Here is a 21,882-nt window from a genome sequence, read left to right on the forward strand (position 1 = left end):
AAGCAGGTAAAGAGAGAGTTTGACGGGAGTAAACGAAGGACGACTTCGGGGAATGTCCATGATGGGCAATAAAACCTCGGGTTAAAAGTGAGCCCTGATGATAACGGCTGGCGCCGTTTTGGCAAGAGGGAGTGCATGAAGATGTGATGACACGGGGGAAGCGACGGGCCGCCTCCCCCAGGCGGCGGTTACAACCAGCGCTTCTCGCGGGTGAAACAGACCGACAGCCAGGCGTCCCCCAGGGTATCGCCGAGGCGGGACCAGAGCTCCTGGCGCAGGGCATCCTGACGCTCGACGGGCCACTCCTGATCCGGCGCCACCAGAATGTTGAGTTCGAGATCGAAGCGGCGGCCGCTTTTCGCCAGGTGGCTGTAGCACTCGACGCCATAGCGCTGGCGCAGGGCGTCCACCTCCCGGGCGACGCGCTGTGAGACATCCCCCCTTGGGGCGATTTTCAATACTTCCCGCAGGTTGCGACCGAGCACCTTGATGGGGATGAGGGTGGCACACAGGGCCAGCAGCGAGACCAGCAGCGGGTCTATGTAGCGGTTGTAGTGGCCGTAGCCGATGGCATCGAGGCCGATGGCTACCACGAAGCCGATGAGCAGGGTAGCGCTGAGCAGGGTATCCACCAGCCACTCCTTGGAGTCCACCCGCACCAGCTCGGAGTCGACCCGCTCGGCCACGTCGGCCTCGATGAGGTAGATGATGGCGCAGAAGAAGGTGGAGACGGCGGCATAGATGAGGGCGTGGCCGAGATCGATCTCCCGTCCTCCCTCAAGCAGGGTGGTGATGCCGCTGTAGAGGGCCCCGAGACAAAGCAGCAGAATGATGACGCCGTTGATGACGTTGGTGATGGGCTCGAAGTGGGCATAGCCGTACTGGAAGCGCTCATCGGAGGGGCGGGTAACGAGATAGGCAGTGACGAGTCCCAGGCCCGTCATCCCCATACTGAACAGGGTGAAGATGCCATCGAGCATGATGGCGTTGGAGCCGACGAAGAGGCCGTAACCGATGCCGAACAGCGCAAACGAGATGCAGCCGAACAGCGACAGGGTCAGGGCCTGTTTCTCTGTAGTGACCAGCGTACTGATAACATGGCTGTGGTGAGCCATAACAATCCTCCTTTCAAATGGTGAATATTTTGCCCGCGCAAGGGATTTTTGAGCTGATATACTGCCCGCTCACATGTGAGCGGACTGGTCCGGAGTGCCCAGAGAGGCAGTGGGCCAGTCGTTGTCGCCGGAGTTCCGGCATCAAGCAAATAAAGGGAACAAGGATTCATGATCCCGAGACTCGATTACCAGGACAGTTTGTCAGCCACAACCCTGCAGTTCCTTGACTCATTGGGGCGCAGCGCATTCCGTGGCGATATCGAAAAGTCTTATGCAAGCCGGTTGGCGATGGCGACGGACAACAGCGTCTATCAGGTCGTACCTCAAGCGGTTCTCTATCCGCGCAGTGCGGATGACATAGCGGCGATGCTCAAGCTGGCCGGTGCGCCGGAGTTTGCCACCCTGAGTTTCTTTCCTCGCGGCGGCGGCACCGGCACCAATGGCCAGTCATTGGGCGGCGGCATTATCGTCGATCTCTCGCGCCATATGAACCAGATCATGGAAATTAATCTGGAAGAGGGGTGGGTACGGGCCCAGGCCGGGGTGGTAAAGGATCAGCTCAACGCCTATCTCAAACCCCACGGCTACTTCTTCTCGCCGGATCTCTCCACTTCCAACCGCGCCACCTTAGGCGGCATGGTCAACACCGACGCCTCCGGGCAGGGGTCGCTGGTCTACGGCAAGACCTCGGATCACGTGCTCGGCCTCAAAGCCGTGCTGGAGAATGGTGACATCATGGCCACCGAGCCGCTGAGCGGCTCGCGTCTTGAAGCCAAGTTGGCCCTTGAGAATCGCGAAGGGGATATCTATCGCACCCTCTATCGCATCGGCCGCGAACGGCGCGCCGACATCGAGACCACCTTCCCCAAGCTCAACCGCTTTTTGACCGGTTACGATCTCAAGCATCTCTATCAGCCGGATACCGACACTCTGGACGTGAGCCGGGTGCTGTGCGGCTCTGAAGGCTCTCTTGGCTTCATCACCGAGGCCAAACTCAACATCACCCCCATTCCGCGCTACCGGACGCTCGTCAACGTCAAGTACGACAGCTTCCCGTCCGCCCTGCGCAATGCCCCCTTTATGGTACAGGCGCAGGCCCTGTCGGTGGAGACGGTGGACTCCCGGGTGCTGGGGCTGGCCCGCGCCGACATCATCTGGCATTCGGTGAAGGAACTCATTCAGGATGTGCCCGGCAAGGATCTGCAGGGGCTCAACATCGTCGAGTTTGCCGACACCGACGAGGCCGAGCACCAGGCCAAGGTGGCCGAGCTGTGCCGCCGCATCGATGGCCTGCTGGCGAGGGGAGAGGCCGGGGTCATCGGCTATCAGGTGTGCGATCACCTGCCGAGCATCGAGACCATCTATGCCATGCGCAAAAAATCGGTGGGGCTGCTCGGTAACGCCGAGGGGCGCAAGAAGCCGGTGGCCTTTACCGAAGACACCGCCGTGCCGCCGGAATCCCTGGCCGATTTCATCATGGAGTTTCGCGCCCTGCTCGATGCCCATGGCCTCGACTACGGCATGTTCGGCCACGTGGATGCCGGTGTCTTGCATGTGCGTCCGGCGCTGGACTTGTGCGATCCGGAGCAGGAGGTATTGCTGCGACGCATCTCGGATCAGGTAGTGGCGCTCACTGCCAAATATGGCGGCCTGATGTGGGGTGAACATGGCAAGGGTTTTCGCTCCGAATACAGCCCCGCCTTCTTTGGCGAGCTGTGGGAGGAGCTGCAGCGGGTCAAGGGGGCCTTCGATCCCCAGAACCGCATCAACCCGGGCAAGATCTGCATGCCTTATGGCAGCGGTGCCGAGCTGGTGTCGGTTGACGGGCCCAAGCGCGGCAAGTTCGACCGCCAGATCCCGGTGGCGGTGCGGGAAAGCTACACCCGGGCCCTCGATTGCAACGGCAATGGCCTCTGCTTCACCTTCGAGACCGATTCCCCCATGTGCCCCTCGGTCAAGATCAGCCGCGACCGGCGCCACTCCCCCAAGGGGCGCGCCGGCCTGATGCGCGAATGGCTTCGTCAGCTGGCGGAGCAGGGTTTCGATCCGCTGGCCGAAGAGGTAGCGCTGCAATCGGGCGGCGTGCGCTTCAAGCAGCTGGTGGACAAGGTACGCAACAGCTGGGGCAAACACAGGGGGGAGTACGACTTCTCCCACGAGGTGATGGAGGCGATGGAGGGGTGCCTGGCGTGCAAGGCGTGCACCAGCCAGTGCCCCATCAAGGTGGATGTGCCCACCTTCCGCTCCCGCTTTATGCAGCTCTATCACGGACGCTATCTGCGCAGTACCAAGGATTACATCATCGGTACGGTCGAGAGCTACACCCCCTGGCTTGCCAGGGCGCCCAAGCTGGTCAACTTCTTCCTGGAAAAGGAGTGGGTCCAGAAGGCGACCGAGAAGAGCATTGGCATGGTGGACGTGCCGCTGGTGAGCGTGCCGACCCTGGCCGACGAGCTGCGGGACAACCGGGCCCGTTATTTCGACTTGCCCGGCCTCGAAGCCATGAGCGCCGAGCAGCGCCAGAAGGTGGTGCTGATCGTGCAGGATCCCTTCACCAGCTATTACGAAGCCCCCCTGGTGCGGGATCTGGTCAAGCTCGCCGGCAAGCTCGGCTACCAGCCCTATCTGCTGCCCTTCAAGCCCAACGGCAAGCCCCAGCACGTCAAGGGGTTCCTGCGCGGCTTTGCCCGTACCGCGGCAAGCAGCGCCCAGTTCCTCAACAAGGTGGCGGCCCTCGGCATTCCCATGGTGGGGGTGGATCCGGCCATGGTGCTCTGCTATCGCGACGAGTATGCCAAGGCCTTGGGGCCGGCACGCGGCGAGTTTCAGGTGATGCTGCCCCAGGAGTGGCTGCTCTCGTTGCCGGCTGACAAGCTGCCTGCTGGCGGGGGGAATGCGGGTGAGGGGAGTGATGCCGAGCCCTGGTATCTGTTCGCCCACTGTACCGAGAAGACCGCCAAGCCCTCCACCCACGGTGACTGGAGCGCCCTGTTCAAGCGCTTTGGCGCTACCCTGCAGCCGGTCTCGGTGGGCTGCTGTGGCATGGCCGGCACCTATGGCCACGATGTCAGACAGGTGGAGAACTCCAAAGGCATCTACGCCTTGAGCTGGGCCGAGCCGTTGGCGCGTCTGCCGCAAGGGCGCTGCCTTGCCACCGGTTATTCGTGCCGCAGTCAGGTCAAGCGGATGGAGGGCGAGAAGCTCAGGCATCCGCTGCAGGCTTTGCTGGAACTGCTCTGATGCTGCGTTATCCCAAACGGTTCCGGGTGCCCAAAGCCTACCGGACGCCCCGGTTTCTGCTGCTGCCCGCGACCCTGGGTCAGGCGGCGGTGGAGTTCGTCGCCATCTTGCGCGAGCGGGAGCAGCTCCATCAGCTGTTTCGGCCAAATGATGCCTGGCCCTCGGCCAACTTCAGCCTGAGCCAGCACGAAGGTGACCTGGAGTGGCAGCAGTCGGAGTTTCTGGCCAAGCGCTCCTTTGCCTATGGCCTCTGGAGCCCGGACAGGGAGCCCGAGTTCTGGGGCGGGGTCTACCTCTATCCCTCGGTGCTGCCGGAGGTGGAGGTGGAGCTCTTCTTCTGGAAGGTTGCCGAGGCGCCCCTGAGCGATGCCGAGCTGGAGGCCGAGCTGCGCGACTGGTTGGCGCAGGTGTGGCGCTGGCAGCATCCCCGCCTGCCGGGGCGGGAGATACCCTGGTCCGAGTGGCCCGGCGTCACCTATCCCTGGTGAGCGAGGCGTTTTTTCTGTTTTGTTGCCCCGGGTCGTTCGGTCTGGGGCGTTTTTCTTCGCTGCAATGAATCACAAGGAGTCCTGTTCTCATGAGTCAAGAGACGACCCCCATCTGGCGTAAATCCATGAGCCTCGAGGGGCTCAATGCCACCTCCCGCAATACCCTGATGGCCCACCTCGATATCGTCTACACCGCCTTTGGTCCCGACTGGCTGGAGGCCACCATGCCGGTGGATCACCGCACCCATCAGCCCCTTGGCATGCTGCACGGCGGCGCCTCCGTAGTGTTGTCGGAGACGCTGGGTTCGCTCGCGGCCAACATGGCGGTGGGGCCAGACAGCTACTGCGTGGGACTGGAGGTCAATGCCAACCATCTGCGCGCCAAGCGGGAAGGGGTGGTGACAGGGCGCTGCTCGCCGCTGCATCTGGGGGCGACCACCCAGGTGTGGCAGATTGAAATTCGGGATGAACGGGGACGTTTGCTGTGCACCAGCCGGCTCACCATGGCGGTGCTCAAGCACAAGCGGAGCAAGGACTCCGGCGAAGCGTGATCTGCAATAACGCACCATGAGTGCAAAATAAGCAAGCCATACTCGTCAGTTCCCTCTATAATTGCCAACGTCTTGAGAGGCTTATCACATTTTTCAAGACAGCAGAACAAAGTGGCGCTATAATCGCCGCCTTTTTGCTATTCCGCGGTGTTAGCCGCCTGCCTTAATCTGGAAGAATCTATGTCTGATACCGAACAACTGCCCCTTTTTAGTGAGCTTGGACTGGCCGCGCCCGTATTGAAAGCGCTCCAGGACGTGGGCTACGAGCGCCCGTCTCCCATCCAGGCCGCAGCAATTCCCCACCTGATGGCTGGGCACGATCTGCTGGGGCAGGCACAAACCGGTACAGGGAAGACCGCTGCTTTTGCCTTGCCTCTGTTGTCACGTCTGGAAGCCGGTAACCGCAACACCCAGATCCTGGTGCTGGCGCCGACTCGTGAACTGGCCCTGCAGGTAGCCGAAGCGTGCCAACGCTACGCTCACCACATGCCGGACTTCCATGTGCTGCCCATCTACGGTGGTTCCTCTTACGAAACCCAGACCCGCGCCCTGCGTCGCGGTGCCCAGGTTGTCGTGGGTACCCCGGGCCGCGTAATGGATCTGATCCGTCGCAAGAACCTGGATCTCTCCGGCCTGAAAGCTCTGGTGCTGGACGAAGCCGATGAAATGCTGCGCATGGGCTTTATCGACGACGTGGACTGGATCATGGATCAGTGCCCGGCCGGTCGTCAGGTTGCCCTCTTCTCCGCCACCATGCCGGAGCAGATCCGTCGTGTGGCTCAGAAGCACCTGAAGCAGCCCAAAGAGATCAAGATCGCGTCCAAGACTGCCACCGCGACCACCATCCGCCAGCGCTACTGGCAGGTGACCGGTCTGCACAAGCTGGACGCCATGACCCGTCTGCTGGAAGTCGAATCCTACGAAGCCCTGCTGGTGTTCGTGCGTACCAAGAATGCCGCCGAAGAGCTGGCGAGCAAGCTGGCCGCCCGTGGTCACGCCTGTGAAGCCCTGCACGGCGACATCCCGCAGAAGCTGCGTGAGCGTACCGTCGACAAGCTGCGCCAGGGCCAGCTGGACATCCTGATCGCCACCGACGTGGTCGCCCGCGGTCTGGACGTCGAGCGCATCACCCACGTGGTGAACTACGACATTCCGTATGACACCGAATCCTACGTTCACCGTATCGGCCGTACCGGCCGTGCCGGTCGCAAGGGCGAGGCCATCCTGTTTGTGGCACCGCGCGAGCGCCGCATGCTGCGCGCCATCGAGCACGCTACCCGTCAGGCCATCGAGCCGATGAAGATGCCGAGCACCGAGGACATCAACCAGCACCGTCTGGCCAAGTTCAAGGAGCGTATCCGCGAAACCATGATGGGTGAAGAGCTCGAGATCTACCACACCCTGGTGAACGAGCTGATCGAAGAAGATTCTGCCGATCCGCTGGAGCTGGCTGCGGCCCTGGCCAAGCTGGTACAGGGTGATCAGCCGCTGCTGCTGGATGAATCCGTGCCGGATCCGCTGTTCAGCAACAACGATCGCGGTGGTTTCGACCGTCGTGACGGTGGCCGTGACTTCGGTGGCCGCGATTTCCACGACCGTGGCGATCGTCCTGCCCGTCGCATGCCGTCTCTCGAGCCGCGTCCGCTCAAAGACAACCCGGACGTGGAGATGGAGCGCTATCGCGTTGACGTGGGTGCCCACCACGGCGTCAAGCCGGGCCAGATCGTCGGTGCCATCGCCAACGAAGCGAACATCGAGAGCCGCTTCATCGGCAACATCGATATCGCCGATGACTTCTCCACCGTCGATCTGCCCAAGGGCATGAGCGCCGAGGTGCTGGAAGTGATCAAGAAGGCCCGTGTCTGCCAGCGTCCGCTGCAGATCACCCGCTACACCGAAGTGCCTGCCGGCGGCAACACCGGTGGCCGCCCGCCGCGCGGTGATCGTCCGTTCCGTGGCGACCGTCCTTTCAACAAGGATCGCCGTCCGCAGGGTGACCGCCCGTTCAACAAAGACCGTCGTGAAGGCGGCTTTGACAAGCGCAAGTTCGGTGGCAAACGCCGCGACAGCTGATCCCTGAATTGACCATCAAAAAGGCCGCTCATCGAGCGGCCTTTTTTTATCCGTTTGCAATGGCGGGGTTGCCCAGTTGCAAGGGGACGAAGTCGCCGCGATCCAGGATCCGCAAACAGGCATCGACCACCTCGGCATCGAGCTGGGTGCCGCGCATCTGGATGATCTGTTCTCTGGCCTGGGGGATGCCGAGAGAGGCACGATAGGGGCGATCCGAGGACATGGACTCCACTATGTCGGCGACCGTGAGGATGCGTGCCTCCAGCAGGATCTCGTTGCCCTTGAGCCCCTGCGGGTAGCCGGAACCGTCGAGGTACTCGTGATGCTGGTGGATCATCCGGGCGATGGGCCAGGGAAAGGCGATGTCCTTGAGCACCTGATAGCCGATCGCCGGGTGTTCCTTGACCAGCTCGAACTCAAGCTGGGTGAGGCGGCCCGGTTTGGTGAGGATCTCGGCGGGGACCTGGATCTTGCCTATATCGTGCACCATGGCCCCCAGATAGATGCCGCGCAGCTGCTTCTCTTCCAGCTTCAGCTCCCGGCCGATGGCGTGGGCCAGCTTGGCCACATGTTTCTGGTGGCCTGCGGTGTAGGGATCCCGCTGCTCCAGCACGGCGGCGATGGCGCCCAGGGCATCTTCCAGTGCCAGCTCCAGCTGGCGGGCGTGCAATATCTTCTCCTGCTGGGAGCTCTGGTAGGCCTGCTGGGTATGGCGGGCCTGCAGACCATAGGCGAGATAGTCGGTCAGCTGGATGAAGAGCTCCTCTTCTTCCCGGCTAAAAAGCCTGGCCTGATCACTGTGGATGACCAGGGCGCCGGCCAAATCCTGTTGCAAGATCAGCGGTACCAGCAGGCGAGCACGCAGGAGGGCGGGTTCGTCGTCGGGCAGTTGAGGCGCCGCTGCTCACGGATTGCCAGAGCCAGAGGCTCATCCTGCAGCCAGAGCGATTGTTCCAGTGTTTCGGCATAACCGGCACGGGCCAGCACGAGAGGAGGTTGACCCGGGGTCGGCGCGGCTTGCAACACGGCTACCAGCGGGAAGCGGCCATCGAAGGTGATGGCGTCGCAGAGATCCTGCAGCAACAGATGCGTATCTCCCGGCTTGAGCAGGCCGTGGTGGGCACGGCTGATGGCCTGCTGGGTCCAGCTGAGCTGCTGCAGCTTCAGTTGCTGCTCTTTTTGCTCGGTAATGTCTTCAAAGAAAACCCCGACGCCGACCACGGTTCCCTCGTCATCATAGAGGGGAAACTTGGTGGTACTGAGCCAGCGGGACTCGCTGCCCTTGAGGTAGGGCTCTTCGGCGTGATGATTGACCTGCTGGGTCATGACCCGGATGTCATTCTCCCGATAGCGCTGCACCAGCTCCGGCGGGAAGAAGTCCTCGTCGTGCTTGCCGGTGATCTGCTCGACCGGCAGGCCGAGATCGCTGGCCAGCAGGCGGTTGCAGACCAGATAGGTGAAATGGATATCCTTGAGCAGGATCCGGTATGGCAGCTGATCCATCAACTGGATCAGCAGCTTGACGGAACCCGGGGCCTGCAGTGCGGCCAGGGCCGGCGTGGGGATCAGGATGTCGCTCATACTATCCTGCCTTGTCCATCTGTGGGGTGAAGCCATAGCCGGATTGCCAGAGCGAGAGGCAGACATTGACCACGCTCTCGTCGTAATGGATACCGGCATAACGGGTGAGTTCGGCAAAGGCATCACTCAGTGGCATGGCGCGCCGAAACGGGCGATGGGCCGTCATGGCCATCAGGGAGTCGGCTACCCGGATGATCCTGGCCTCGAGGCAGATGGCGCTCTCCGTGAGCCCGTTGGGGTAGCCGCTGCCGTCCAGATTCTCGTGATGCTGCAACACTATGGTGGCGATCGGCCAGGGAAAATCGATCTGCTTGAGGATCTCGTACCCGGCCTGGGGATGCTGCTTGATGAGGGCGAACTCCACGGGTCTGAGTTCACGGGGACGGGTGATAAGCTCGCTCGGTATCTGCAGCAGGCCGATGTTGTGCACCATGGCCGCGAGTCCCAGTCCGTCGAGCCTGTCTTGGGAGAGCTGCATCGCCTGGCCGATGGCCAGCGCCAGGTCGTGCACCCTGAGCTCGTGCCCCGCACTGTTGCGCTCCTTGTGGGTGATGGCGCTGGAGAGGGCGGAAATGGTCTGAAACAGCAGGTCACGCTGGTGCTGTTCGCTCTCCTTGAGAAGGGTGATGTCCACCAGGGCTCCTATCATGCCAGCGATCGTCCCCTGATGGTCATAGAAGAGATCCTTGAAGCAGATCATTTCGTAGTAGCGGCCGTGAACATTGGGCAACTTCAGCTCGATGCGCTGGGGCTGGCGGTTTCGCAGCAGCTCGGCATCCTTGGCGAGATAGGCTCTGGTCAGGTTTTTGGGCAGCAGATCCTCGGCCCGCTGACCCAGCAGGTCGCTCTTGCTGATGCCGCTCAGCTGGCTGAAGGCCGGGTTGCAGCCAAGAAAGTGCCCCTCGACATCCTGATAGAAGACCGGAATGGGGATCGCCTTGAGCAGGGATTGATTGAAGTGCTGAAGATCCTGCAGCTCGGCCTGCTGGCGCAGGGCGAGCTGTTCGCTGTCCTTGCAAAGCTGGATGGCGCGCGCCAGGTTGCCGAGCACGGGGTTGAACAGCTGGCAGATGGCGTGGGCGGGCTCCTGCTGCAACGAGAGCAGCAGGATGAGATATCCTCCCTCCACCTTGAGGCGATAAACATGATGGTAAACGCGCCGGCCAGGCAGCGGGAGCGGGTGTGGCAGGATGCATTCGTCTCCCTCGTCTAGCCATGAGGGCAGCGGCAGGGAACTGCCGCACTGCCGGTTCAGGGCATCATCGCCGATCACCTTGAGCAGCCGGTAACCCACCTCATCATGCTCCAACACCATGCCGACCGGAGTACCACAGTGGTACATGAAGCGCTGCAGCACCTTGGTGAGCAGGGCATCCAGCGTCACTTCGCGACCGATGCAGAGCGCCAGATCACAGACGATGGCCATGGCATGATCCTGGTTCATAATCGCACCCCGTTGCACAAAATGGCGCCGTTATGGAACTGGGGGTAATCCCCGCGGCGCACGTTGCCAATCTCGCCAAGGGAGAGGGCCCCGGCCAGCTCGCCAGCCCCCGAGGCGCTTAGCAGGGTCGCCAGCTCAGCGGCGCTCTGTTCCCCGAAGTGAAGCTGTCTTCCCGCGCAGTAGTAGACCTCCAGCAGGTGCGCCGGTGTCAGATTTTGCTGACGGGCGAGGCGAGTGGCCAGTGCGGTGGCATGTTCGCTCGTGCTCTCTGGCGCTCTTAGCAGGGTCAGTATGCTGTGATCCGGTACCTCGCCGGTGCAAAGCAGTGCCCCCTCCTGCGTTACCCCCACCGGGATCCTGACGATCACATCGTCATTGGCCCTGAGCAGGCCAAGGGGTATGTGCACGGCAAACTGATAGAGCTCTTCAGGCTGCAGGGTGTGCTGAAAATGCTGTTCGATGAGGCTTTGGTACTTGCCAAAGGCTGGTTGCCAGTCGATGAAGGCCACCTTGTTGTTTTCGCTGCTGGTGGCCAGCATGGGCTGGGCCGAAAGCTGGTAACCATGCTCGAGAAAGGGAAAGCTGTCACAGGGCAGCAGGGCGCAGGTGACCCCGCCTGCGATCTGGTTGTGGTTGTCAAACAGGCAGGGGATGGATTGAAACTGGCCACTGCCGGCATTGACCCCCGCATAGTTGACCCGGTTGGCGAGACGCAGGTAGAGCGCCTCCAGGGCCGAGGCGATGTTGGGGATCATGCAATCGAAGGTGAGAAACAGGGTTGGCGGCGTGGCGGCGGACCAGATGGCCAGCATGGCTTCCACCGCTTCTGCTATCCCTTGGGCTATCTGTTCGGCATCGGCCCGGGGGGCAAGGGGAACCAGAGCGCAGTGATAAGGCTGTGGGCGGGGCAGCAGCCAGGCGCCCCGGGAGAGCAAGCCCTGCCGGCCGAGCAGCTGGGGAAAGATGGCGCCATCCAGGGTAATGCTGAAGCGATTGCATAGCGTCTGCAGGAGAGGGACCTGCTCCCGATCCTGTTCGGCCAGCAAGAGGGTGAGCGTCGTTCCCTGATAGGAGGCCAGTAGCGCGGTCAGTGCTGTCGGGCTGAATTGATCAACATACTGTTGCTTCATCATCTGAACTCCATTCCAGACACTTATAACCATATCAATAGCAGAACCGGCAGGTGATATCTATCTCATTAATATCAGTAGAAAAAATGACAGGAATAAGAAAGCGGCAGGGCAGTTGCCTGGCATAAACAAGCAAGGTCGTGCGAAGCGGGACAAGGTGCGGGAAGAGAAAACCGGCAGCCCGGGCTGCCGGTTTGAGGGGGAAGGATTACTGCAACACCACCTGCTGAAAGCCCTGCACCAGGCTGATGACCGGCTGGGGATAGAGCCCCAGCAGCAGTACCAGGACGGCGGAGAGCAAGACCACCACGCCGCCGGAGGAGAGAGCCCAGTCGGCGCTGGCATCGCGCTGCTGCATGCCGGGTTCGCGCAGATAGAGGGTCACCATCACCTTGAGGTAGTAAAAAAGCCCCAGGGCGCTGCCGAGCACTATGGTGCCGGAGAGCCACCAGAGCCGGGCCTCCACCGTAACACCGATGAGGTAGAACTTGCCGATGAAGCCGAGGGTCATGGGGATGCCCGCGAGCGACAGCATCATCACGGTCAGCACCGCGGTCAGGTAGGGGCGATGCCAGAACAGGCCGCGATAGCTGTGCAGGGAGTCCGCATCCTTGCCGCGATAGGGGCTCGACATCATGCTCACCACCCCGAAGGCCCCCAGGCTGGTGAACAGATACATCAGCAGGTAGACGCCAGCAGCCTCCACCGGCATCTGGCCGATACGGCTCGCGACGATCACCGCCAGCAGATAGCCGAAGTGGGAGATGGAGGAGTAACCCAGCATCCGTTTGAGGTTGGTCTGCACCAGCGCCAGCAGGTTGCCGATGAGGATGGAGATGACCGCCATGGCCGCCAGCAGCCAGTGGATCATGGGGTCGGCCGCTGCCGGCACCGCCAGGTAGAAGCGCAGCAGCACGGCAAACACCGCCACCTTGCTCACGGTGGCCAGGAAGGTGGCAACCGGGGCCGGCGCCCCTTCATAGACATCCGGGGTCCAGAGGTGGAAGGGGGCCAGGGAGAGCTTGAACGCAAAGCCCACCAGCATCAGGCCAAGGCCGCCCATCAGCAAAGGATGGTGCGCCGGGCTCTGGGCCAGAGTCAGGCCGAGATCGCTAAAGCTCAGGCTGCCCGCCTGGGCGTAGAGCAGCGCCATGCCGAACAGCAGGAAGGCGGTGGCGGCGGCGGAGAGCACCATGTACTTGATGCTGGCCTCCAGCGAATGGCGCTCGCGATAGGCATAGCCCACCAGCCCGAACATCGGCAGGGTCAGCATCTCGATCCCGATGAAGAGCGACGCCAGATGGCGGGAGCAGGCCAGCACCAGGCCACCGGCGGTGGCGATGAGCAGCAGCAGGAAGAACTCCTCCCGGTTGTCCGGGTAGGCTTTCAGCCAGGATTGGCCGAAGGTGCAAGTGGCCAGGGCGCCGACCAGCACCAGCCCCATATAGAAGACGGCGTAGCTGTCTACCTGCAACAGCGGAGTGACCCCCTGATCGCCCTGCGCCATCACGATGGGTAGCGAAAAAAGCGCCAGGTTGAGGCCGACGATGGTGACCATATAGGCGGTGGTGATACAGCGGCGCCAGGCGATGGCCAGCATCAGGGCCGCCATGGCCCCTGTGGTCAGCAGCAGGGGCAGCAGGGCCAGCAGTTGGGAAGCGGTGAACGTCATTGCAAGGCTCCTGCGGTCGGCAGCAGATACCAGTGCAGCACGTTGATAAGGCTGCTGCTGGCGGTATCGAGCACGGGTTGGGGATAGAGGCCAAGCAGTACCAGGAGGCCTGCGATGGTGAGCATCATGGTCAGCTCGCGGCTATCGAGCCCCCTGAGCACGCCCTCGTTTCTGGCAGGGCCGAAGCAGGCGCGCTGCAGCATGATGAGGGAGTAGACCGAAGCCAGCACCAGGCCGAAGGTGGCCACGGCGGTGATGACGGGGGCGACCTGGAAGCTACCGATAAGAATGAGGAACTCGCCGACGAAGTTGCCGGTGCCCGGCATCCCGAGCGAGGCCACCGAGAAGAACAGCATGACGCCGGGCAGGTAGCGCAGCCGTCCCCACAGACCGCCCATCTGGCGCAGATCCCGGGTGTGCAGCCGCTCGTAGAGCTGGCCGCACAGGATGAAGAGGCCGGCGGCAGAAAGCCCGTGGGCGATCATCTGTACCACGGCCCCCTGCAGGGCCAGCTCGCTGCCGGAATAGATGGCGATCATCACAAAGCCCATGTGGGAGATGCTGGTGTAGGCCACCAGCCGCTTGATGTCGGTCTGGGCAAACGCCACCACGGCGCCGTAAATGATACCGACAAGGCCCAGCACCATGGCGTAGGGGGCAAACTCGGCCGAGGCCTCGGGGAACAGGGGCAGGGCGAAGCGCAGCAGGCCGTAGGCGGCGGTTTTGAGCAGGATCCCCGCGAGATCCACGGAACCCGCGGTCGGCGCCTGGCTGTGGGCATCCGGCAACCAGCCGTGCAGCGGCACCAGCGGCATCTTGACCGCGAAGGCGATGAAAAAGCCCAGCATCAGCAGCCACTGGACGCTCTTGCTCATCGGGGTATTGAGCAACTCCAGATAGTTGAAGGTGAAGACGCCGGTGGCGTGCTGGTGGGTCAGTACCAGACCTATGATGGCCACCAGCATGATGAGGCCGCTCGCCTGGGTGTAGATGAAGAACTTGGTGGCGGCGTTGATCCGCGACTTGCCGTCGGTGACCGAGTGACCCCAGAGCGCGATCAGGAAGTACATGGGGACCAGCATCATCTCCCAGAAGAAGAAGAAGAGGAACAGGTCCAGCGCCATGAAGACCCCGAGCACGCCCCCCAGGATCCAGAGCAGGTTGAGGTGAAAGAAGCCGATGCGCTGCACTATCTCCTTCCAGGAGCAGAGGATGGCCAGCACCCCGATGAAGCAGGTGAGGATCACCATCAGCAGCGACAAGCCATCCACCGCCAGGTGCAGCGAGATGCCGAAGCGGGGGATCCAGGGCAGGCGCCACTCGGCGGCCCAGGCGGGGGCGAGAGTGGTGCCACTGTCGAGCGCCGTGGTGGCGAGGGAGAAATCCCCCCCGAGCCAGATGGCGCAGGCGAGCAGCAGGCTGGCACCCATGGAGAGCAAGGCCACCCAGCGGACGAACTGCTCGCCGAGGCGCTCCATCTGCCAGCAGATCACGCCGCCGATAAAGGGAATTAACAAGATCCAGAGTAAGGTCACGGTATCAGCTCTCGTTCAAGTTCATATGAGGTTGCGTCCCCCGTTCCATCGGGGAGGGCAAGCAGGCTGGCTGTACGGGCATCGGTTTGGTCATGATTCACCCCAGCAGCAACAGGGCCAGCACCAGTGCGGCGCCGATCACCATGGAGGCCGCATACCAACGCAACTTGCCGCTGACGCTCCAGGCGAGCAGCCGGTTGCCACGCAGGGCCAGCCAGGCCGGCAGGTTCATCAGGCGATCCAGAGGATCGCGGGCCAGCAGCCGGGTCGCCAGCAAGTAGGGTTTGACCCACAGCTGGTCGTAAAGCCAGTCAAAGCCCCAGGCGTTGAACCAGAGCGTGCTGAGCAGGCGGCCCGGCGCGCTGTTGGCCACGGCCGTGGCCAGACGGCGCTCGCCAAGGAACAGAAAGGCCGCCAGCGCAATTCCCGTGATGGCGATGATGCCAGAGAGGATCTCGAGGGCATGGCGCCCCTCTTCGATGCCATCGCCGGGCCCGGCCGGCAGCACCCCAGCCAGCGGCGGGGTGAACAGCGCGCCAATGCCGGTGGAGAGCACCAGCAGCACCAGCAGCGGCAGATGATGGGCCAGACCATGGCCGGGATGGGCCTCGGTCTTCGCCTCGCCATGAAAGGCGATAAAGATGAGGCGGAAGGTATAAAGAGAGGTGAGGAAGGCCCCCGCGAGACCGGCCCACAGCAGGGCGCTCTGGCCGGATGCCTGCACCTGCCAAAGGATGGCATCCTTGCTGTAGAAACCGGCGGTGACCAGCGGCAGCGCGGCGAGCGCCGAGCCCCCCACCAGGAAGCAGGCATAGACCAGCGGCAGGCTCTTTCTCAGCCCCCCCATCTTGAAGATGTTCTGCTGGTGATGGCACGCCACGATGACGGCCCCGGCGGAGAGGAACAACAGCGCCTTGAAGAAGGCGTGGGTCATCAGGTGAAAGATGGCCCCCTCCCAGGCACCGACCCCGAGGGCGAGGAACATGTAGCCAATCTGGCTCATGGTGGAGTAGGCCAAAATCCGCTTGATGTCGGTCTGCACCAGCGCGGCGAATCCGGCCAGCACCAGGGTAATGGCGCCGACCACGCCCACCAGGTGGAGGATCTCCGGGGCCAGCAGGAACAGACCGTGGGTGCGGGCGATCAGGTAGGCACCGGCGGTCACCATGGTGGCCGCGTGGATCAGCGCCGAGACCGGAGTCGGGCCCGCCATGGCATCCGCCAGCCAGGTTTGCAGCGGCAGCTGGGCGGATTTGCCGACGGCGCCGCCTAGCAGCATCAGGCAGGCCAGCGACAGGGCAGGGGAGCCCTCGGCAAACATCAGGGGGGCGCGCACCAGCAGCTCGTGGATGTTGAGGGTGCCCATCTCCCGATAGAGGAGGAAGAGGCCGATGGCGAGGAAGACGTCACCGACTCGGGTCACCACGAACGCCTTGAGGGCGGCGGCCCCGTTGTTGCGATCCTGGTAGTAGAAGCCGATCAGCAGGTAGCTGCACAGCCCCACCCCTTCCCAACCCAGATAGACAAACAGCAGATCATCGGCCAGCACCAGGAACAGCATGCTGGCGATAAAGAGGTTGGTGTAGGTGAAGAAGCGCGAATACCCCTCTTCCCCGCGCATGTACCAGGAGGCGAACAGGTGGATGAAAAAGCCCACCCCGGTCACCACCCCCAGCATGGTGAGCGACAGGCCATCGAGGGCCAGGCGGAACGTCGGCGTGAAGTTGCCCACCGCCATCCACTGCCATAGCGTCTGGAGGTAGACGCCCCCCGCGGGCGGATTGGCCAGAAAATCCATGGCCACCCAGAGGGTGGTGAGGGCCGACAGGCCAATGGAACCTACCCCGATCAGGGCCGAGGTGCGCTCGCCAAAACGGCCGAGGGAGAAGGCCAGCAGCAGCCACCCCAGCAGCGGAAACAGAAAGGTCAGGTATAGGAGGCTCATCCGCGCATCTCGCTCACAGTGTCCACGTTGAGGGTGTGGTAACGACGATAGAGCAGCAGTAACAGGGCGAGGCCGATACTGGCCTCCGCTGCCGCCAGAGAAATCACCAGTATGTACATGATCTGGCCATCGGCCTGGACCCAGCGGCTACCGGCCACCACGAATGCCAGTGCCGAGGCGTTCATCATGATCTCGATGCTCATCAGGATGTAGAGCAGGTTGCGGCGAATAAGCAGGCCGCACAGGCCGATGCAAAAGAGCACTGCCGCCAGCAGCAAGCCATGCTCCATGGGGATGGTGTTCATTGCTGACCTCCTTCCTGAGATGGGGGGCGGGGCACCGAGAGCACTTCACCGCTCTTGTCCTCGCGCCCAAGGTGATAGGCGGTTACCAGGCCCGCCAGCAACAGGATGGAGGCGAGCTCCACCGCCAGGACATAAGGGCCGAACAGGGCTACACCCACCTCTTTCGCGGTGACCTCGCCGATGCCCAGCTGGCCGCCGGTCACCCCGAGGATGCCGTAGGCCAGAAAGCCGAGCAGGATGAGGGAGAGCAGCGCCGGGCCGCCCCAGGTCATGGGGGTGAGCCACTTCTTCTCCTGGGCCTGGGCCGAGCCTAAGTTCAGCATCATCACCACGAACACGAACAGCACCATGATGGCGCCGGCGTAGACGATTACCTGCAGGGCACCGGCGAAGGCGGCGCCCAGGCAGAAGAAGATCATGGCCACGGCGATGAGGGAGATGATGAGATTGAGCAGCGCATGCATGGGATTGCTGGTGCTGATCACCCGCAGCGTGCTGTAAATGGCCACCAGGGCCGAGGCATAGAATGCCAGTTCCATGATTGACTCCTCAGGGCAGCAGGCTCTTGACGTCGATGGGTTTGGCCTCGTTCTCGGCATCCCCTTTCGGCTTGCCGTCGATAGCCATCCCGCTCATGCGATAGAAGTTGTAGTCCGGGTACTTGCCGGGCCCGCTGATCAGCAGATCTTCCTTCTCGTACACCAGATCCTGGCGGCGATACTCCCCCATCTCGAAATCCGGCGTCAGCTGAATAGCGGTGGTGGGGCAGGCCTCCTCGCACAGGCCGCAGAAGATGCAGCGGGAGAAGTTGATGCGAAAGAACTCCGGATACCAGCGGCCATCTTCCCGCTCGGATTTTTGCAGCGAGATGCAGCCGACCGGGCAGGCCACGGCGCACAGGTTGCACGCCACGCAGCGCTCGTCGCCGTCCGGATCGCGGGTCAGCACGATGCGGCCGCGATAGCGGGGCGCGGCGTAAACCGCCTGTTCCGGGTAGTTCAGGGTTTCACGGGGCCGCCAGGCATGGGAGAAGACCATGGCCAGACTGCGTAACTGGGTGCCGACACCCTGGATAATGCTCACGATTTTCATACTTGTGTCTCACTGCACATTCATCAGCACCACGGCTGCGGTGACCAGCATATTGATCAGGGTCAGCGGCAGGCACACCTTCCAGCCAAATGCCATCACCTGGTCAAAGCGCGGGCGGGGCAGGGAGGCCCGCAGCAGGATGAAGAGCACCATGAAGCAGGCGGTCTTCAGGGCAAACCAGATGAAGGGGGGCAACCAGGGTCCATGCCAGCCACCGAAAAAGAGGGTCACGATGAGGGCGGAGACCAGCACTATGCCGATGTACTCGCCCACGAAGAAGAGACCCCACTTCATGCCTGCGTACTCGATGTGATAGCCGTCGGCGAGCTCCTGTTCGGCCTCCGGCTGATCGAACGGGTGGCGGTGGGTGACGGCGACCCCGGCAAACAGGAAGGTGACAAAGCCCAGGAACTGGGGCACCACGTTCCACAAGCCCGCCTGGGCTTCGACGATCTCCCGCAGGTTGAAGCTGCCGCTCTGGATCACTATTCCCATCAAGGAGAGCCCGAGAAACACCTCGTAGGAGAGGGTTTGGGCCGAGGCGCGCAGACTGCCGAGCAAGGAGTATTTGTTGTTGCTGGACCAGCCGGCGAACAGCACCGCATAGACTGCCAGCCCCGCGATGGCGAGGATGTAGAGCAGACCCACGTTGAGATCCGCCACGCCCCAGGTGGGGGTGAGGGGCACCACCGCAAACGCCAGGATGAAGGAGGTGAAGGCGATGATGGGGGCCAGAATGAAGATCCGCCGATCGGCGAAGGGCGGGATCCAGTCCTCCTTGAAGAACATTTTCACCATGTCCGCCGCCAGTTGCAGCAGGCCGAAGGGGCCTACCCGGTTGGGGCCGTATCTGTCCTGCCACAGGGCCAGCAGGCGACGCTCGATGAAGCTCATGAAGGCGCCGGCCCCCACGATCCCCACCAGCACGATCAGCGCCTTGCCCACCTCAATCAGCAGATCCATCATGGAATCACTCATGCGATCACCTCCTGCAGATTATCGAGCGTGGCCTGGGCGAGGGCGGTCGGCAGGCCGTTCACCCCAAGGGGCAGCCCCACCAGACCGGCAGCGAGCTGCTCGCTCAGGCGCAGACGCAACTGCCAGTGGCTGCCGCCCCAGGAGAGGGCCACCTGACTGCCCGCGCGCAGGGCCAGGCGCGCCGCATCGGCCGGATTGAGTACCAGCTCGGGCTCGTTCATGCGGGCCTGGATGACCGGGCTTCTGGCCGAGAGTTCCTCGCCGCCAAACAGCCGGGCATAGTTCACCACCTGCAGGGCAGATTGTGCCGTGAACGGGGCGGGGATGGCCTCGAACCAGCCCAGGGTTTCTTCATCCGGTTCAAGCAGGCGACGGCCGGGATCCCCGGCGCGCAGATGGCCGCCCACCTCGTCCTGGAACTTGTTCCAGGCCGACGGCGAGTTCCAGCCCGGTGCCCAGGCGAAGGGCACCTGGGGCAGGGGTTGGCGCGCACCTGCGTACCCTTCCATGGAGAAGTTGAAGGGGGAGTCGGGATCCTGCGCCACCCGCGGCTCGCTCACGTTCTGATCCGCCAGCATGGAGGTGCGACCGCTGTAGCGGTGAGGCTCGCGGGCCAGACGCATGCCGCGAATGCGCAGGCCGGCGTTGGGGGCCGCTTCCAGCATGGTGGTCAGCAGTGGATTGGCGGCGGCGCAGGCCTGGCTTATCTGCTCATGGGTCTGCCAGCGCAGCGGCTGGCGTTTGATCGCCCCTTGCAGGGCCGCCAGCCAGCGCCACCCTTCGCGCACCTGGATATCGGCGTCGTAGAAGGCGGGGGCATAGACCTGGAAGAAGCGCTGGGCGCGCCCCTCCATGTTCACCAAAGTGCCATCGGCCTCGGCAAAGCTGGCGGCGGGCAGCACCAGATCCGCTTGCTGCGCGGTCGGGGTAAGCTGATGGTCCACCACCAACAGGTGCTGGAGGCGCTTGAGCGCCCCGTCGACCCGGCTGCGGGGGGCACGGCGATAGAGATCGTTCTCCAGGGTCACCAGCGCCAGCTGATCTTCGCGCTCGATACGCTCAAAGGCCGCCTCCAGCGGCTTGCCGGCATCGGCCAGCATGGCGAGCCCGAGGGAGTTGACCTCTTGCGCCACCAAGGCAAGCTCAACGGCCTGACCGCGACCCTTGAGGGCGCGGGCGATATTGCTGGCCGCCTCAATCAAGGCTTCAGAGCGAGCTCCGGAGCCTGCGATAACAAGCGGCCGTTTGGCGCTGCCCAGCCGCTCGGCCCAGCGAGCCGCGTGCACCTGTTGCTCGGGGGTGAGATCGGCGGGGGCGGGGGCCGAGCCGTCAAGCAGGTTGGCGATGGCAAAGCCGAGGCGCGCCTGATCGGCAGGCGCCCCGTGCCAGGTCTCTGCGGCCACGTCGTCGAGACGGGTGGTGTCGAGACTGGTGATGAGCAGCGGATAGCGCTCGTTCTGGCCCAGGGTCTGCACTGCGGCCACTTGCCACAGATCGACTTTCATCTTGCGAGCCAGTTCGCGGGCTTTGCCCTTGACCGCCTGGCGCAGGGCCAGGGCGATACGGGCGGCAGTCTGGGTGACATCCTCGCCGAGCACCAGGATGGCGTCGGCCTCTTCCATGTCACGCAGGCTCGGGGTGCGAATACCGCCGTGCTGCAATATGTGCAGCATCTTCAGCTGGCAGGTCCACTCTGCCTGTTCGACGCCGCTGTAGAAATTCTCGGCCCCCACCAGCTCGCGCAGGGCGAAGTTGCTCTCCAGCGACGCGCGAGGGGAGCCAATGCCGATGACGCCGCTTGCGGTGCGCAGGGCATCGGCGGCGCGGTTGAGGGCGCCATCCACCGTGATGGCGAGCTTGTCGCTCCCCTCTTGCAGCAAGGGTTGGCGCGGCCGATCGCTCAGATTGACGTAGCCATAGCCAAAGCGGCCACGGTCACAGAGGAAGTAGTGGTTGAGGGCGCCGTGGAAGCGGTTCTCGATGCGACGCAGCTCGCCGTAGCGCTCCCCCGGGCTGATGTTGCAGCCGACCGCACACTGCTGGCAGACGCTCGGGGCAAACTGCATGTCCCACTTGCGGTTGTAGCGCTCGGAGTGGGTCTTGTCGGTGAAGACGCCGGTGGGGCAGACCTCCACCAGGTTGCCGGAGAATTCGCTCTCCAGGGTGCCATCCTCTACCCGGCCGAAGTAGACGTTGTCGTGGGCGCCGTAGACGCCGAGATCCTCGCCGCCGGCATAATCCTTGTAGTAGCGTACGCAGCGGTAGCAGGCGATGCAGCGGTTCATCTCGTGGGCCACGAAGGGGCCCAGATCCTGGTTCTGGTGGGTGCGCTTGGTGAAGCGGTAGCGCCGGCTGTTGTGGCCCGTCATCACCGTCATGTCTTGCAGGTGGCAGGCGCCCCCCTCCTCGCACACCGGGCAGTCGTGAGGGTGGTTGGTCATCAGCCACTCCACCACGCTCTTGCGAAACTCTTTAGCCTCTTCATCTTCGATGGCGATGTAGCTGCCGTCGCTCGCCGGGGTCATGCAGGACATGACCAGGCGGCCGCGTTTGTCATCGCTATTCTGGTACTGCTTGACCGCACACTGGCGGCAGGCGCCGACGCTGCCAAGCGCCGGGTGCCAGCAAAAATAGGGGACGTCGAGACCCAGCGACAGGCAGGCTTGTAACAGGTTGTCCGCCCCGTCTACCTCGTACTCTTTTCCGTCTACATGAATGGTTGCCATACCTCTT

At 63.0% G+C, this 21,882-nt stretch carries 17 protein-coding genes; 4 read left to right on the plus strand and 13 right to left on the minus strand.

All coding sequences use genetic code 11. The features are described 5' to 3' along the window. Positions 1-188 precede the first annotated feature (188 nt). Positions 189-1,115 (minus strand): cation diffusion facilitator family transporter, encoded by a 927-nt coding sequence (locus ACB034_RS01495; protein ID WP_371171888.1) that lies wholly within the window; start codon positions 1,113-1,115, stop codon positions 189-191. 168 nt (positions 1,116-1,283) lie between these two features. Here ACB034_RS01495 and ACB034_RS01500 point away from each other — a divergent pair, with 168 nt between their 5' ends. The 4 genes from ACB034_RS01500 (at position 1,284) to ACB034_RS01515 (ending at position 7,467) form a co-directional block, all read left to right on the plus strand. Then, the gene (locus ACB034_RS01500; protein ID WP_371171889.1) at positions 1,284-4,355 is read left to right on the plus strand and encodes an FAD-binding and (Fe-S)-binding domain-containing protein; all 3,072 of its coding nucleotides are present in this window, start codon (positions 1,284-1,286) and stop codon (positions 4,353-4,355) included. After that, the gene (locus ACB034_RS01505; RefSeq protein WP_371171890.1) at positions 4,355-4,843 is read left to right on the plus strand and encodes a hypothetical protein; all 489 of its coding nucleotides are present in this window, start codon (positions 4,355-4,357) and stop codon (positions 4,841-4,843) included. Before ACB034_RS01500 ends, ACB034_RS01505 begins: the two co-directional genes overlap by 1 nt. An 89-nt stretch (positions 4,844-4,932) precedes the next feature. Beyond that, positions 4,933-5,394 carry a hotdog fold thioesterase gene (locus ACB034_RS01510; RefSeq protein WP_371171891.1) on the plus strand — a complete coding sequence of 154 codons (462 nt, stop codon included), beginning with the start codon at positions 4,933-4,935 and terminating at the stop codon, positions 5,392-5,394. A gap of 180 nt (positions 5,395-5,574) precedes the next feature. Beyond that, positions 5,575-7,467, plus strand: coding sequence for a DEAD/DEAH box helicase (locus ACB034_RS01515; protein ID WP_042026540.1), 1,893 nt, complete (start codon positions 5,575-5,577; stop codon positions 7,465-7,467). Positions 7,468-7,513: 46 nt separating this feature from the next. Here ACB034_RS01515 and ACB034_RS01520 read toward each other — a convergent pair whose 3' ends face one another. From ACB034_RS01520 to nuoG, 12 genes are all read right to left on the minus strand, one after another. Further along, on the minus strand, positions 7,514-8,302 hold the full coding sequence (locus ACB034_RS01520; RefSeq protein ID WP_371171892.1) for an HD-GYP domain-containing protein: 789 nt from the start codon (positions 8,300-8,302) through the stop codon (positions 7,514-7,516). A 2-nt stretch (positions 8,303-8,304) separates the two neighbouring features. Beyond that, on the minus strand, positions 8,305-9,048 hold the full coding sequence (locus ACB034_RS01525) for a PAS domain-containing protein (protein ID WP_371171893.1): 744 nt from the start codon (positions 9,046-9,048) through the stop codon (positions 8,305-8,307). 1 nt (position 9,049) lies between these two features. Beyond that, positions 9,050-10,492 (minus strand): HD domain-containing phosphohydrolase, encoded by a 1,443-nt coding sequence (locus tag ACB034_RS01530; protein ID WP_371171894.1) that lies wholly within the window; start codon positions 10,490-10,492, stop codon positions 9,050-9,052. Further along, positions 10,489-11,622 carry an FIST signal transduction protein gene (locus tag ACB034_RS01535; protein WP_371172064.1) on the minus strand — a complete coding sequence of 378 codons (1,134 nt, stop codon included), beginning with the start codon at positions 11,620-11,622 and terminating at the stop codon, positions 10,489-10,491. Before ACB034_RS01535 ends, ACB034_RS01530 begins: the two co-directional genes overlap by 4 nt. Positions 11,623-11,830: 208 nt before the next feature. Beyond that, positions 11,831-13,294, minus strand: coding sequence for an NADH-quinone oxidoreductase subunit NuoN (nuoN, locus tag ACB034_RS01540; protein WP_371171895.1), 1,464 nt, complete (start codon positions 13,292-13,294; stop codon positions 11,831-11,833). Next, positions 13,291-14,829, minus strand: coding sequence for an NADH-quinone oxidoreductase subunit M (gene nuoM, locus ACB034_RS01545; protein ID WP_042069687.1), 1,539 nt, complete (start codon positions 14,827-14,829; stop codon positions 13,291-13,293). The genes nuoN and nuoM overlap by 4 nt, the downstream gene beginning before the upstream one ends. 97 nt (positions 14,830-14,926) lie before the next feature. Beyond that, complete coding sequence (gene nuoL / locus ACB034_RS01550) at positions 14,927-16,774, minus strand: NADH-quinone oxidoreductase subunit L (RefSeq protein ID WP_371171896.1); 1,848 nt, start codon at positions 16,772-16,774, stop codon at positions 14,927-14,929. Beyond that, the gene (gene nuoK, locus ACB034_RS01555; protein WP_026458085.1) at positions 16,771-17,079 is read right to left on the minus strand and encodes an NADH-quinone oxidoreductase subunit NuoK; all 309 of its coding nucleotides are present in this window, start codon (positions 17,077-17,079) and stop codon (positions 16,771-16,773) included. Before nuoK ends, nuoL begins: the two co-directional genes overlap by 4 nt. After that, on the minus strand, positions 17,076-17,618 hold the full coding sequence (gene nuoJ / locus ACB034_RS01560) for an NADH-quinone oxidoreductase subunit J (RefSeq protein ID WP_223378011.1): 543 nt from the start codon (positions 17,616-17,618) through the stop codon (positions 17,076-17,078). The genes nuoK and nuoJ overlap by 4 nt, the downstream gene beginning before the upstream one ends. 10 nt (positions 17,619-17,628) lie before the next feature. Next, positions 17,629-18,171, minus strand: coding sequence for an NADH-quinone oxidoreductase subunit NuoI (nuoI, locus tag ACB034_RS01565; protein ID WP_005337245.1), 543 nt, complete (start codon positions 18,169-18,171; stop codon positions 17,629-17,631). A gap of 9 nt (positions 18,172-18,180) precedes the next feature. Further along, the gene (nuoH, locus tag ACB034_RS01570) at positions 18,181-19,149 is read right to left on the minus strand and encodes an NADH-quinone oxidoreductase subunit NuoH (RefSeq protein ID WP_371171897.1); all 969 of its coding nucleotides are present in this window, start codon (positions 19,147-19,149) and stop codon (positions 18,181-18,183) included. Next, complete coding sequence (gene nuoG, locus ACB034_RS01575; protein ID WP_371171898.1) at positions 19,146-21,875, minus strand: NADH-quinone oxidoreductase subunit NuoG; 2,730 nt, start codon at positions 21,873-21,875, stop codon at positions 19,146-19,148. The genes nuoH and nuoG overlap by 4 nt, the downstream gene beginning before the upstream one ends. Positions 21,876-21,882 lie beyond the last annotated feature (7 nt).

It is taken from the genome of Aeromonas sp. S18(2024) (genome assembly GCF_041402525.1).
Lineage (GTDB): Bacteria > Pseudomonadota > Gammaproteobacteria > Enterobacterales > Aeromonadaceae > Aeromonas > Aeromonas enteropelogenes.

Coding starts and splice junctions, on each gene's coding strand:
- ACB034_RS01495 (WP_371171888.1), bottom strand. CDS start 1,115: ATGGCTCACCACAGCCATGTTATCAGTACGCTGGTCACTACAGAGAAA.
- ACB034_RS01500 (WP_371171889.1), top strand. CDS start 1,284: ATGATCCCGAGACTCGATTACCAGGACAGTTTGTCAGCCACAACCCTG.
- ACB034_RS01505 (WP_371171890.1), top strand. CDS start 4,355: ATGCTGCGTTATCCCAAACGGTTCCGGGTGCCCAAAGCCTACCGGACG.
- ACB034_RS01510 (WP_371171891.1), top strand. CDS start 4,933: ATGAGTCAAGAGACGACCCCCATCTGGCGTAAATCCATGAGCCTCGAG.
- ACB034_RS01515 (WP_042026540.1), top strand. CDS start 5,575: ATGTCTGATACCGAACAACTGCCCCTTTTTAGTGAGCTTGGACTGGCC.
- ACB034_RS01525 (WP_371171893.1), bottom strand. CDS start 9,048: ATGAGCGACATCCTGATCCCCACGCCGGCCCTGGCCGCACTGCAGGCC.
- ACB034_RS01530 (WP_371171894.1), bottom strand. CDS start 10,492: ATGAACCAGGATCATGCCATGGCCATCGTCTGTGATCTGGCGCTCTGC.
- ACB034_RS01535 (WP_371172064.1), bottom strand. CDS start 11,622: ATGAAGCAACAGTATGTTGATCAATTCAGCCCGACAGCACTGACCGCG.
- nuoN (WP_371171895.1), bottom strand. CDS start 13,294: ATGACGTTCACCGCTTCCCAACTGCTGGCCCTGCTGCCCCTGCTGCTG.
- nuoL (WP_371171896.1), bottom strand. CDS start 16,774: ATGAGCCTCCTATACCTGACCTTTCTGTTTCCGCTGCTGGGGTGGCTG.
- nuoK (WP_026458085.1), bottom strand. CDS start 17,079: ATGAACACCATCCCCATGGAGCATGGCTTGCTGCTGGCGGCAGTGCTC.
- nuoJ (WP_223378011.1), bottom strand. CDS start 17,618: ATGGAACTGGCATTCTATGCCTCGGCCCTGGTGGCCATTTACAGCACG.
- nuoI (WP_005337245.1), bottom strand. CDS start 18,171: ATGAAAATCGTGAGCATTATCCAGGGTGTCGGCACCCAGTTACGCAGT.
- nuoH (WP_371171897.1), bottom strand. CDS start 19,149: ATGAGTGATTCCATGATGGATCTGCTGATTGAGGTGGGCAAGGCGCTG.
- nuoG (WP_371171898.1), bottom strand. CDS start 21,875: ATGGCAACCATTCATGTAGACGGAAAAGAGTACGAGGTAGACGGGGCG.